The organism is Bacillus sp. z50 (assembly GCF_058313585.1).
Map to the genome: position 1 here is coordinate 397,573 of NZ_JBZFQL010000001.1, position 13,017 is coordinate 410,589.

The following is a 13,017-nucleotide window of genomic DNA, read 5'->3' on the forward strand; positions in this document are numbered from 1 at the left end:
CATGGAGTTGATAACACAATCTACTTGTTTCCTTCCTATTCTTTATTCCACCTGCCGCTTCTGTTCTAGAGGATCATAAGTATCAATTTACTTGGAAAAATTAATCAAATTATCACCGAGGTGCAGAATGACGCTATGATTCTTTTCGATTGCTTTCCTTCTTGATTCTGTATTCACTTCATCTGTCAGTAAAATAAGATGTCCCTGATCCGTTTGCGGTAATCCAGCCCTTTTTAGATTTTTTTCTGTAGCCTCATATAAATGTTTTTTCCTATTTGATACATAAAAGATTTGGACTCCTTTCATATCCGCATATTGAAGAAACTCTGATGCACCAGGCAGCGGTTTGGCATTTGCTTGGTAGACCCATGCATCCCATTCTTTATCATTAAAAGAGCTTTTCTTTTGATCCAACTTAGCTAAAAAAGGACGGTTATTCAATACGGTTTCATCTAAATCTAAAATAATGGCTTTATCCTCATCCGTCTTTTGTTGCAGAGCTCGATCGAGTCTATGTTTTGCCACCTTATAACCTTTCTTAAATGACGCGTCGGCCGTAGATTGTTGGTACCTAAGAACGTGCATGATATTTTTTTCTTGTTGACTCATATATGGACTGGCTTCTATCCCGTTCATAGGTAAACTTAGCCAAACACTAAATACAGCAATAAGTAAACTTCCTTTTCTGATGCCACTCTTTTTCATTCCAATCACCTCTCGAACAGTTTTTCCAAATACTTTTCATTTCATGAAAAATTTATATTGGAATAACGATTCTGAAGGGCTCGTACACTAGAAACAGGCGCAAATGATTTATCAGATCTTTTGCTTAATAAATAAACAGATACATAAAAGAAGCGGGGAATACGGTACCGACCCCTAAATGTTAATTTTCACTCTAACTTTTAAGGTATGGCACCTTCCCCGCTCTTTTTTTAATATTGGTTAGTCGTTTTATGTCGTTCAACTAATTTTTTTAATGATTGAATCTGCCCTAAATGCATCGCTTCATGGCTCAGTAATAAGTGAAACAAATCGCTTTTTGTTTGTACACCAAACTTAGTGAGAGGACCGCTTACTTCTTCTTTCCAATAATCGATTGGTAGTTCTTTAATTCTCTTTTCCTGAGATTGATAATTTGATTTGATATCATTCAAGGAAGGCGCACTTCTTTGCCAATATTTTGGCGAAGTTCCGCTACTGAAAAATTCTCCATATAACTCTGAAAGCGGTGAACCGCTGCCAGGATAGCCAAACAAGAAGGATTCCGCACTTACCAGCACATGCCCTAATTGCCAGCGAATCGTATTATTAAAACCTTCTGGTTGAAGATCAGCCTCCGCTTCAGATAAATCCTCTAAAATTTCCTGTAGCTTACTTCTGGTCAACTCAAATTGTTTTTGCATACCAGTCGTTTCCATATAATCCCCTCCACTAATTCTTTTTGCCCTTCACAAGATATGGGTTGCTATCCTTTATACCCTATCTTTCCTGAAAAAAAACAGAAGTGAAACGGCTTATTGGACTGATAACATACAAATTGTTAGCTGGTTGTTTGTTTTGCCTTATTTCTAATCAATTCTTTAACAAAGGACTCCAATTCCTTATGGCCCTTTTGATGCAGTAAACTTACAACCTTACTCCCTACAATAATTCCATCACAATAGTCATACAATTGATTGGCCGTCTTTGCATTGGATATTCCAAATCCCGCATAGATTGGACAATCCGTATTCTGCTTAAGTTGTAGGATTTGTTCTTTAAAGGCTTCATCATTCAACTGTGCCTGTTCTCCTGTTGTCCCATTTACCGTTACTGCATAAATAAAACCTTCCGCTCCATCACAAAGCTTTGCCATTCGAGTTGGATTTGCTGTTAAAGGTAAGATTCTGATTAACACAATGCCTTCCTTACTGAGCTCTTTCTTAAACATCTGCTCTTCCTCCAGCGGAACATCTGGTATGATACAGGCACTAATGGAGGCTTCTCTGCATTTTGCAGCAAACGTTGAAATCCCAAGTCGTAAAACAGGATTTGCATACGTCATAATAATTAACGGAATTTCAATAGTTTCCTCAGTATTCCCTAATTCATTTAATATATCCTCCAAATTAACATCTTGTTCCAGGGCACGTAAACCTGCTTCCTGAATACTTGGTCCATCAGCTACTGGGTCAGAAAATGGAATTCCAATTTCAATGGCGGATGCCTCTAATCTTTCAAAGTACTTTATAGTCGGAACAAGCTGATCGATCCCTCCATCACCGCCCATAATATAGGGTATAAACCCTTTTTCTCCACTCCTTTTAGCCTCTGAAAAACAGTCTACTAGCTTATTAGGCATGCTCCACACCTCCAATTACATTCATGACGGTATCCATATCTTTATCTCCTCTCCCGGATAAACAAATTACAATAGACTGATCTTTCCCCATATCAGGTGCCCTTTTGACTGCTTCCGCTATCGCATGCGAGCTTTCCAGCGCAGGTATAATTCCTTCCTTTCTTGTTAACAGCTTAAAAGCTTCCAATGCTTCATCATCCCTAATAGATGTATACTCAACTCTTCCCTCATCCTTCAAAAAGCAGTGCTCTGGCCCGACTCCCGGATAATCAAGTCCAGCCGATATAGAGTGGGCTTCCTCTATCTGTCCTGCTTTATCCTGCAGGAGATACATGAGTGCGCCATGTAAAATCCCCTTTTCTCCTTTTGTAAGAGACGCTGCATGCTCATTCGTATCTAACCCTTGGCCAGCCGCTTCCACGCCTACTAAAGTAACCTGTTCATCCTCTAAAAATTCGTAAAACATCCCCATCGCGTTACTGCCACCGCCGATACAGGCAATAATTTCATCTGGCAATCGATTGTGTAAAGCTAAGAATTGCTCCCTGGTTTCCCGACCTATTACACTCTGGAAATCTCGTACAATTTGCGGGAAAGGATGGGGTCCCATCACAGATCCCAATAAATAATGTGTATCCTCAATATGACCGACCCAGTAACGTAAAGCTTCATTTACGGCATCCTTCAGTGAACAGCTTCCTTGTTGTACAGGCACTACCTTTGCACCCAACAATTCCATTTTCAATACATTCGGTTTTTGCCTCTTCACATCTTTTTCACCCATAAAGATTACTGCTTCCAAACCAAGCAAGGCACAGGCTGAAGCAGTCGCGACTCCATGCTGGCCGGCACCTGTTTCCGCAACAATTCTTGTTTTGCCCATCGCTTTGGCAAGCAGGGCCTGACCAAGTGTATTATTAATTTTGTGAGCCCCGGTATGATTTAAATCCTCCCTTTTAAGGTAAATCCGCGCACCACCTAAATGTTCGGTCAAATTTTCCGCATAGTATAACGGAGTCTCTCTTCCTACATAATCCTTCAAAAGTAATTGATATTCAGTAATAAATGACTCTTCCTGCGCAATCGTTTTATAGGCTTCCTCCAATTCGAACAAAGCCGGCATTAATGTTTCCGGTACAAATCTTCCTCCATATTCCCCATATCGGCCAGTTTTATCTGGATATTCTTTTATTTGATTCACTTGATTTCCCCCTCTTTTGCCATTTTTATAAATTCAAAGATTTTTCTCGTATTTTTTCTCCCATTTACCTCAACACCACTGCTCACATCAACCATAAACGGATTTACAACCTCAATCGCAACTCTTACATTTTCAGAATTCAAGCCTCCCGCTAGAATGATAGTAGGATATTTAGCTCCCAGTCCTCTAACCTTTTCCCAATCAAATGCCACTCCGTTTCCACCTCTATATTCCCGTGCTTCAGCATCCAATAAAATATAATCAGCATGCTTAACATCACCAACATCTAAGTCTGCTTGAGCAGGCTTAATTCCTATCGATTTAATGATCGGCAATCCAACCTCCAAATAGTCTGCCGGCTTTTCTTCTCCATGAAGCTGAATGGCTGTCAATCCACAATATCGTGCCACTTGTTTCACCGTTTCTACCTCTTCATTAACAAAGACACCGACCTTCCAGATTTCACCTTTCAGTTTGGAGATGATTCGTTTGGCCTTCTCAGGAATAATTCTTCGCTTGCTTTCGGCGAACATAAATCCAAGGGCATCCGCACCTGCTTTTTCAGCTGCTAATGCATGCTCGACGGTTTGTATTCCACAGATTTTCACCTTCACCGACTGTACCTTCTTTCAATTTTCTTGATTTCTTTTACAAATTGAGCGGGATCTTGATGCATCATCAATGCCTCCCCAATTAGGATTGCATCCACGCCTGCATTGGCAACACGTAAACAATCATTAACATTCTTGATTCCACTTTCACTAATGACAATAGTCGACGGATCGTCAATCAATTTGATTAAATTTTCAGTAACAGCTAAATCCGTGTTAAATGTTTGAAGATTTCGGTTATTTATGCCAATCAATTGCGGTTTAAGGGACAGAGCTGCCATTAAATCCTCCTCATCATGCACTTCCAGTAAAACTTCCAAATGTAGATGGAGAGCATACTCATACAATGCTTTTAATTTTCCAGGTGATAAAATTCTTACAATCAACAGGACTATACTTGCCCCCGATAAAAAGGCTTGATTAATCTGAGATTCTTCCAATATAAAATCCTTGCATAAGACTGACAGATCTATATGACTGCTTACAACCTGTAAATCTTCAAAGCTTCCATTAAAATATTCTTTATCCGTTAAAACAGATATGCCGTCAGCGCCGCCTTCCTTATATTGATTAGCTACCTCTATTGGGTCGGCCAAAGATTGAATGATTCCTTTTGATGGAGATGACCGTTTAAATTCTGCAATCACACCAAGGGTAGACTGACTTCTGATTCGTTCAGCAAAAGTATCTCTTACCTGCATTCGTTTGATGTCATTTGACAATTCAATTGCGGTTGATTTGCTTAACTCTCTCCTCTTGTGCTCCACGATATTCATTAAATAGGTTGGCATATATCATTGGCCCCTTTCGTTTGAACCGGTCCCCTAACTTCAAGTAATTTCCGATAGACAGCACCTGAATCAATTAATTCAGCCGCATACATGACTCCTTCCTGGATCGTAGAAACTTTCCCTGATACAAATAAACCAATTCCTGCATTTAGAAGGACGGCATCACGACATGGATTCTTTTCCCCACAGAAGATACCAATCATTTTTTTTGCATTTTCAGACGGCTCACCACCGGTCAAACGGCTATTGTCCGATACTTTCAATCCAACGTCATTGGGATGGATGGCTTCTTCTGTTATTAGACCACTCTGAACAAAATATAGCTTGTTTTCGCCAGACAATGAAGCTTCATCCATATTACCCGCTCCATGGATAATGGCAGCCTTTTTTCTCCCAGCCTTCAACAATACTTCTCCATACAGCTTTAATAGTTTTACATCATACACACCAACCATTTGATAGGTTAAATGGACTGGGTTTGTTAAGGGTCCGATTGCATTGAAAATCGTAGGAATACCCAATTGCTTCCGAACTGCAGCGATTCTTTTTAATTTTGGGTGGATATGTCCAGCATTCAAAAATACTAAGTTAGCTTGATGAATAGCTTTCCTGGCTTCTTCCTTTTGATTAATCGTATTAATGCCCAATGCGTTCAGCACATCCATGCTGCCGGATTGACTCGTCATATTTTTGTTTCCGTGCTTCACCATTTTGATTCCGGCACTTGCCAAAACAAATGCTGATGCCGTACTGATATTAAAGCTATTGCTGCGATCGCCTCCGGTACCACAATTATCCATGGCTTCCGGGATAGTTCCTAGCTGATGTGTCGATTCCTTTCGAATCATTTCTGCGATAATATACAGTTCCTTACTCCCGTATCCCTTCAATCCAATAGCCATCAAAAATGCAGCCAATTCCGCTTCAGAAACAGTTGGATTTAACATTTGTTTTGCAGCATCTGTCATTTCGCCCTCTGATAAACTCTTTCCTTTACTTAATTTGAAAAGATACTCATTCATGCAAGACTGCCTCCTTCACAGTACTATTAAGAAAATTAGTTATTATTGTTTTTCCATAGGGCGTTCCTATTGATTCAGGATGGAATTGAACGCCGTATAAGGGATACTGCTTATGACGAATGGCCATAATCTCGTCATCATCCTCTGAAGTTGCTATAATCTTAAACTCATTTGGCAATGTCTCTTCTTTTATAATTAGAGAATGGTATCTCATTGCCTGAAACCCTTGAGGTGTACCCTTAAAAATTTCATCTCCTGTATGGATGATCTTTGATGATTTACCATGTTTGATCTTTCCAGCTCGACTTACCGTAGCACCAAACACCTGGCCAATGGCCTGATGCCCTAGACAAACGCCTAAAATAGGAATATGGCTATAAAAAGCTTTAATCATTTCTTTACATATCCCACTCTCTTCAGGCCGACCAGGTCCGGGTGATAAGACAATTGATGTTGGTGATAAATCTTTTATTTCTTGAATCGTAAGGGCGTTATTTCGTTTAATCAGTACCTCTTCCCCCAGTTCTAATAAAAGCTGATAGAGGTTATACGTAAAGGAATCAAAATTATCGATAAGTAAAATCATTTATCCCATCCTCCTTAAATCCAACTTTATGAAGTGTTTCATACCATTCATTTTCCGGAATGGAATCATAGACAATACCAGCGCCAGCCTGGAAATGAATTTGTTGATCTTTAATTACCATCATTCGGATTGCTAAGGCGAGGTCTAATTCCCCACCGTAGGAGATAAAACCAACACCGCCGCCGTAAGCGCCTCTTCTTTCCTGTTCAGCCTCTGAGATTAACTGCATTGCTCTTATCTTTGGCGCGCCCGATACGGTTCCAGCCGGCAAACAGGCTTTAATTGCATCCATTGGATGAATCGCTTCGTTTAATAGGCCTGTAATTTCTGAAACAAGATGGATCACATTTTTAAATAATTCAATCTCCATAAACCGTTTAATATTTACACTTTCCGGCTTACAAATCTTCCCCAAATCATTTCTAGCAAGATCCACCAGCATGACATGTTCTGCCTTCTCTTTTTCATCCGCTATTAAACTGGCAATCTGTTCTTCATCTTCTTGAATAGTAGAGCCTCTTCGTCTTGTACCAGCTATCGGATTAGAGTGAATAACGCCCTGATCGATCGCAATCAATCGTTCAGGAGAGCAACCCACAATGTGATAGGAGCCAAAATTAATATGAAACTGGAATGTATCAGGATGCTCTTGCTTTAACTTCCCATAATAATCTTCCGGGTCTCCCCTAAATGAACCGGTCCATCGCTGCGACAAGACAGCCTGGAATATATCGCCGTTCCGTATTCTGGCTTTTAATTCATTAACCGTATCAATAAATTTCTCCTGATTCGTATTGCTTTTAATTCCGTGAATCAAATACATTTCATTTCCAGAAGCCTGGCTATATGTGGATAGTTTTTCCCGAAAGTACTTCATGTTTTTAGCCAATTCTTCCTCTGATCGTTCACCTTCATAGTCTAAATGGAGGTGGCTGCATTCGGAGAAATCATCACCGCTGTAAATAAAATAATCTGTGTGATAGAGAAAATGAAAATCCGGAATACCAACCGGATTCATTTCCGGCGAATCTATTTCTTCAAAGAGAAAACTGTACGAATAACCGGCAAATCCAATGGAACCTCCTATAAATGGCAGATCAGGATAAAGGGCATCATCGATTGCAAGGGACGCTTTTATAAACTCATGCGGATTATTCACTTTCTTTTTCATTTGACCTTTTTTAAAGAACGTACCATCTATACTCGTCATGATTTCTGCATATAGGTTAAAGGCAACAATTTTTGTCCTGCTACCGCTCGGAGATGGAAATTCAAGCACAGCTTTATAAGACTTAGCAATGTCTTCTATATTTCTAAGTTTGTTCTTTTCCTCGGCTTTCAGTCGTTGCCTAATTATGTTAGGTTTCCTCAATCTAATCCCCCCTGAAAATAAAAAAATCCCCCATAAGCAAATAAATTGCTTATGGAGGACGTATAATCGTGGTGCCACCCCCGTTGGATCTCTTTCAGATACGATGAGGAAGGAATCCATCATTTAATATCCTATCCTTTTAACGGCGGAATCCCGTATTCCCCTACTAATCTTTCAGGGAATCACTCGAAAGCCCATTCACATAAAGCCTGCATACCGGTTCTCACCCACTCCGGCTCTCTGTAGTGCAATGTTTTTATGCTACTCCTCTTTCTTAACGTTTTATTTATTCAATTTTATCCCATACAAAAAGGGCCTCACATCCTTGAAAAAAGGACGAGAGACCCGCGGTACCACCTTAATTGATTGCTGAATTCAGCAATCCACTTTATGACAGCCTATAGAAATAACTGTCAGCCTATTATAACGATTGGCTAAATCGGCCAAAGCATACTGAATAACTCACGTTCTGCTCGGCAACTCCGAAGTCCATTCACAAATGAAATCATACCGATTCCCACCCCCATCGGCTCTCTAAAACTCCTTCAAATGCTACTACTCTTCATCAACGCATTATTATGTTTAAGTTGTTGTTAATATTAAATTAATTATTTTGAATTGTCAATCTATTCAGTTAAAAATAGGCAAAATGATGCATTTTAGTCAGACAAAGTAAAAAATGACTATATGTTAATTAAAGGGATCATCTCTCTCATAGATTTTGTATTAATTTATCTATTAGAAACAAGCAACTTTAAGTATTATTGCGTTTTCCTATCCTCTAATTACAATACAAAGGCTTGATAGAAGGGTGTAGTTTATACGATTTTCAAAAAAAGAGTGCCAATTCAGTAAGAACTGGCACTCTTTAAGTAAATATCATTTGTATGATACAACATTAATTATTAATTTATTTTGTTAGTTAAACAATCATCCCTCAAGCAATAAAGATTCAGGGTCTTCGATTAATTTTTTCACATTCGCTAGGAAGCTAACTGCTTCTGCTCCGTCGACAATACGGTGATCGTAAGATAATGCGATATACATCATTGGGCGAACTTCAATTTTGTCATCCTCAACAGCAATCGGACGCTTTTTAATACCGTGCATTCCAAGAATACCTACTTGTGTTCCATTTAAAATAGGTGTTGACATTAAGGAACCGAAAACACCGCCATTTGTGATAGTAAAGGTTCCACCCTGTAAATCTGATAGGGCCAATTTATTATCACGTGCTTTTTTAGCCAAGCTGCCAATTTCTTTTTCAATTTCAGCAAAGTTCATACGATCCGCATCTCTAACAACAGGGACTACTAAGCCTTCTGGAGCAGATACTGCTACACCGATATCATAGTATTTTTTGATAAGCAGCTCATCACCTTGGATTTCTGCATTTAACAGTGGATACTTCTTAAGTGAACCAACCACGGCTTTTGTAAAGAAGGACATAAACCCTAATTTCACATCATTTTCTTTTTGGAATGCATCCTTACGTTTATTACGAAGGTTCATGATATTCGTCATATCTACTTCGTTAAACGTAGTCAGCATGGCTGTATTGTGTTGAACCTCAACCAAACGTTTCGCGATTGTTTGGCGTCTGCGTGACATTTTCACACGTTCTTCCGGTTTACCAGATACCTGAGCCGGTGCTGATGCTGCTTTTTTAGCTTCCGGTTTTGAAGGCTTAGGTGCAGGCGCGCTGGCTTGTGCATGACCATTGTAGGATTCTACATCCTGCTTGCGCACTCTTCCAAGTGGATCTACTGTAGGGATTTCATCCAAATCGATTCCTTTTTCTCTTGCTAATTTACGTGCAGCCGGAGAAGCAACTGTTTTATTTCCTTTTTTCTCTTCTTCTTTTGGTTCAGGAGCAGGTGCTGCTTTTGGCTCTTCTTTTACTTGTTCTTTTGCAACAGGTTCTTGTTTTTCACTCTGTGCAGGCGCTCCATCAGCATCTACCATCGCAATTGCTTCCCCAACAAGAACTGTATCTCCCTCTTCTTTTAATTGCTCTGTCAAAACTCCTTCATAGTCGGAGATGATTTCAACATTTACTTTATCTGTTTCAAGCTCAACGATATATTCACCTTTTTCAACCTTTTCACCCGGTTGTTTAAGCCATTGTGCAATTGTTCCCTCTGTAATTGATTCCGCTAATTCTGGTACTTTTACCTCTGCCATCTCTCTATTTCCTCCTCTATTCGCGAGTTAATGCGCTGTCAATAATACGATTTTGTCCTTGTTTATGAATGGTTGGATCTCCCTCTGCAGGACTGGATCGTCTTCTTCTGCCGATGTACTCAACTTTAACCCCTTCTGGTGCTGCTATTCTTAAACGTGGCTCAACGAAATTCCACGCGCCCATATTTTTAGGCTCTTCCTGTACCCATACAATCTCTTTTAGATTCGGGTAGGATGCAAATAATTCTTGAACCCCTTTAAGTGGGAATGGATAGATTTCTTCAATTCTCACAATATGAAGCCAATCAAGATTTTCTTGAGATTCAATAGCCTGAGATAAATCAATTGCCATTTTACCTGTACAGCAAACGATTCTTTTCACACTGTCTTTTTTGGTTCCTAAGCCTGGCTGTTCAATAAAGGGCTTGAATTCACCGTCACTCAGTTCTTCAGCTGTACTCGCAACAGTCGGATTTCTCAGCAAGCTCTTTGGCGTCATTAATACCAGTGGGCGTACTTCTTCTTTTCCTAAAATAGCTGCTTGTCTTCTTAAAATATGGAAGTATTGAGCTGCTGAACTTAAATTAGCTACAGTCCAGTTATTCTCTGCTGCCAATGATAAATATCGCTCCAAACGCGCACTGGAGTGTTCCGGTCCCTGGCCTTCATAGCCATGAGGCAATAGCATGACTAAGCCAGATTTTTGGCCCCATTTCGCTCTCCCTGCAGCAATAAATTGATCAAATAATACTTGAGCAGTGTTAGCAAAATCACCATATTGGGCTTCCCATAAAACGAGCGTATCCGGTGATTGAACATTGTATCCATATTCAAATCCAATCACAGCTGCTTCAGACAATGGACTGTTATGAACCGCAAAGGAAGCTTTTGCCCCTTCAAGTCCATGTAATGGAGAATAGGTTTCTCCCGTTTCACTGTCATGTAAAACAATGTTTCTATGAGCAAATGTACCGCGCTCGGAATCCTGTCCAGTAAGGCGGACCGGTGTACCATCCTGTAAGATAGTTGCAAATGCTAACGTTTCAGCCAAAGCCCAGTCTACCTTATTTCCTTCTTCCAAAGCATTCTGTCTTCTCATAAGGATTTTATCCAGTTTATTAAATACCTTGAAGTTCTCAGGTCGTTTTAAAAGCTCCGCATTTATTTGCTTTAATACGTCAAGCTCTACTTTTGTATCTACCTTCGGAATCCCGGATTCAATAATTTTTGGAACATCAGCCGCTTCAAGTGGAGAATCTTCCTTTTCACCCACTTGATTATAGTACTCTTTCAACATATCAAAATGTTCCTGATCCAGACGAGCGACCTCTTCTTCCGTTACAAGTCCTTCATCCACTAGTCTCTTTGCATACACCTCTCTAGGTGTTGGATGCTCATGCACCATCTTGTACATGGCCGGATTTGTTGTCATTGGCTCGTCCATTTCGTTATGGCCATAACGTCTGTATCCAATTAAATCTATTAAAAAGTCTTTTTTGAAATTTTGACGATATAAAATAGCTACATAAGCTGCTGCTAATACAGCCTCTGGATCATCCGCATTGACATGGATAATCGGGATTTCATATCCCTTCGCCAGATCACTTGAATATCGAGTGGATCGGGAATCCCGGCTTTCTGTTGTAAATCCAATCATATTGTTCGCGATAATATGAACGGTGCCTCCTGTTTGATATCCTTTAAGGCGACTTAGATTCAAGGTTTCCGCCACAATTCCCTGACCTGGGAATGCTGCATCTCCATGAATAATAATTGACATACTGGAATTAGAATCCTGTACAGGAAATCCTTTTCGGCTTCTGTCATCCTGTACAGCCCTTGTATATCCATTTACGATGGGATTAACAAATTCCAAGTGACTCGGGTTATTTGCCAACGTTATAACCGCTTCTCTTGTATTCTCTTCTTTAATTTTACGACCTGCGCCTAAATGGTATTTCACATCACCCGTCCATCCAAATGTAACACCAATGGATCCTTCAGATGGCACCAATTTTTTATCCGGAGCATGCTGAAACTCAGAGAATATACTTTTGTACGGTTTATCCAGCACATGAGCCAGTACATTTAATCTGCCTCTATGTGCCATTCCGATATTAATAGAAGTAGTTCCGCCGCGAACGGATCTTGAAACTAATTCATCAAGAAGTGGAACTAAAGAATCTACACCTTCAATTGAGAATCTCTTCTGTCCAACAAAGGTTTTATGTAAGAATCGCTCAAATCCATCCACTTCAGTTAAGCGCTTCAACAAATTTTTCTTTTTAGCTGCCGAGATTGCAAAACCGGAGGCTGTTTGTTCAACCATTTGTGTAAGCCACTTTTTCTCTTCCATGTCATGGATATGATCGAATTCAAAAGCAATCGTTCTCGTATATAAAACTTTTAAATATTCGATGGCTTCATGGCCATTTTGAATGTTTGCAGGCAAAACATCACTGATTAAGGAAGCTGGCATCGCTTTCAAATCATCAGTCGTTAAATCATATTTACCCAATCCTAAATTAATATCTTTCTTTACCTTACTGTACAATGGATAAATATCAGCGGCCAAATGTCCGTTTATTCGAATATCCTCAGCCAATTTGACAGCCTGCGATACTTTATACATCATTTTTGCTGTGAACTGACCGTCTGAAACTTCCTTACTTTGATTACCCCTTGTTTGTTCGGTTTCCTCTAATCTTGGAGGTCCCCATTCTTCAAATAATCTCACCAAATCCGGATCCACTTGCTCTGGGTCCTGTAAAAAAACTTCGTACATTTCCTGGACGTAACCCAAGTTTGGCCCCTGAAACTCTAGCCAAGGGTTTGTTACAGGTGTATCAAGTTTCATTATGAAATCCCCCTGTTAAACATTGTTTTGCCTTAATCCTGCGACTGAA

General features: G+C 39.8%; 11 protein-coding genes and 2 other annotated features. All 11 genes read right to left on the bottom strand.

All coding sequences use genetic code 11. The features are described from left to right. Positions 1 to 87 precede the first annotated feature (87 nt). Positions 88 to 705: a 5'-nucleotidase, lipoprotein e(P4) family gene (locus tag AC4G3N_RS01745; protein ID WP_491089618.1), complete on the bottom strand. Its 618-nt coding sequence runs from the start codon at positions 703 to 705 to the stop codon at positions 88 to 90. A 230-nt stretch (positions 706 to 935) separates the two neighbouring features. Continuing rightward, entirely contained in the window at positions 936 to 1,421 is a 486-nt protein-coding gene (locus AC4G3N_RS01750; RefSeq protein WP_491089619.1) for a DinB family protein, read from the bottom strand. A gap of 122 nt (positions 1,422 to 1,543) precedes the next feature. Next, positions 1,544 to 2,344 carry a tryptophan synthase subunit alpha gene (gene trpA / locus AC4G3N_RS01755; RefSeq protein ID WP_491089620.1) on the bottom strand — a complete coding sequence of 267 codons (801 nt, stop codon included), beginning with the start codon at positions 2,342 to 2,344 and terminating at the stop codon, positions 1,544 to 1,546. After that, the gene (gene trpB, locus AC4G3N_RS01760) at positions 2,337 to 3,536 is read right to left on the bottom strand and encodes a tryptophan synthase subunit beta (protein ID WP_262365992.1); all 1,200 of its coding nucleotides are present in this window, start codon (positions 3,534 to 3,536) and stop codon (positions 2,337 to 2,339) included. The genes trpA and trpB overlap by 8 nt, the downstream gene beginning before the upstream one ends. A gap of 5 nt (positions 3,537 to 3,541) precedes the next feature. Further along, on the bottom strand, positions 3,542 to 4,159 hold the full coding sequence (locus AC4G3N_RS01765) for a phosphoribosylanthranilate isomerase (protein WP_148629795.1): 618 nt from the start codon (positions 4,157 to 4,159) through the stop codon (positions 3,542 to 3,544). Continuing rightward, entirely contained in the window at positions 4,156 to 4,947 is a 792-nt protein-coding gene (trpC, locus tag AC4G3N_RS01770; RefSeq protein ID WP_491089621.1) for an indole-3-glycerol phosphate synthase TrpC, read from the bottom strand. The genes AC4G3N_RS01765 and trpC overlap by 4 nt, the downstream gene beginning before the upstream one ends. Then, positions 4,932 to 5,969 carry an anthranilate phosphoribosyltransferase gene (trpD, locus tag AC4G3N_RS01775; protein ID WP_148629797.1) on the bottom strand — a complete coding sequence of 346 codons (1,038 nt, stop codon included), beginning with the start codon at positions 5,967 to 5,969 and terminating at the stop codon, positions 4,932 to 4,934. Before trpD ends, trpC begins: the two co-directional genes overlap by 16 nt. Then, positions 5,962 to 6,555 (bottom strand): anthranilate synthase component II, encoded by a 594-nt coding sequence (locus tag AC4G3N_RS01780; RefSeq protein WP_066107002.1) that lies wholly within the window; start codon positions 6,553 to 6,555, stop codon positions 5,962 to 5,964. The genes trpD and AC4G3N_RS01780 overlap by 8 nt, the downstream gene beginning before the upstream one ends. After that, entirely contained in the window at positions 6,536 to 7,927 is a 1,392-nt protein-coding gene (locus tag AC4G3N_RS01785; RefSeq protein ID WP_491089622.1) for an anthranilate synthase component I family protein, read from the bottom strand. Before AC4G3N_RS01785 ends, AC4G3N_RS01780 begins: the two co-directional genes overlap by 20 nt. 51 nt (positions 7,928 to 7,978) lie before the next feature. Further along, positions 7,979 to 8,214, bottom strand: a binding site (T-box leader). A 42-nt stretch (positions 8,215 to 8,256) separates the two neighbouring features. Continuing rightward, positions 8,257 to 8,505, bottom strand: a binding site (T-box leader). 352 nt (positions 8,506 to 8,857) lie between these two features. Next, the gene (odhB, locus tag AC4G3N_RS01790; RefSeq protein WP_148629799.1) at positions 8,858 to 10,111 is read right to left on the bottom strand and encodes a 2-oxoglutarate dehydrogenase complex dihydrolipoyllysine-residue succinyltransferase; all 1,254 of its coding nucleotides are present in this window, start codon (positions 10,109 to 10,111) and stop codon (positions 8,858 to 8,860) included. Between the two features lie 16 nt (positions 10,112 to 10,127). Then, entirely contained in the window at positions 10,128 to 12,968 is a 2,841-nt protein-coding gene (sucA, locus tag AC4G3N_RS01795; RefSeq protein WP_491089623.1) for a 2-oxoglutarate dehydrogenase E1 component, read from the bottom strand. Positions 12,969 to 13,017 lie beyond the last annotated feature (49 nt).

Bases quoted from the DNA above. Each gene is read 5' to 3' on its own strand.
- trpA (WP_491089620.1), bottom strand. From the start codon at position 2,344: ATGCCTAATAAGCTAGTAGACTGTTTTTCAGAGGCTAAAAGGAGTGGA.
- trpD (WP_148629797.1), bottom strand. From the start codon at position 5,969: ATGAATGAGTATCTTTTCAAATTAAGTAAAGGAAAGAGTTTATCAGAG.
- odhB (WP_148629799.1), bottom strand. From the start codon at position 10,111: ATGGCAGAGGTAAAAGTACCAGAATTAGCGGAATCAATTACAGAGGGA.
- trpC (WP_491089621.1), bottom strand. From the start codon at position 4,947: ATGCCAACCTATTTAATGAATATCGTGGAGCACAAGAGGAGAGAGTTA.
- sucA (WP_491089623.1), bottom strand. From the start codon at position 12,968: ATGAAACTTGATACACCTGTAACAAACCCTTGGCTAGAGTTTCAGGGG.
- AC4G3N_RS01780 (WP_066107002.1), bottom strand. From the start codon at position 6,555: ATGATTTTACTTATCGATAATTTTGATTCCTTTACGTATAACCTCTAT.
- AC4G3N_RS01745 (WP_491089618.1), bottom strand. From the start codon at position 705: ATGAAAAAGAGTGGCATCAGAAAAGGAAGTTTACTTATTGCTGTATTT.
- AC4G3N_RS01750 (WP_491089619.1), bottom strand. From the start codon at position 1,421: ATGGAAACGACTGGTATGCAAAAACAATTTGAGTTGACCAGAAGTAAG.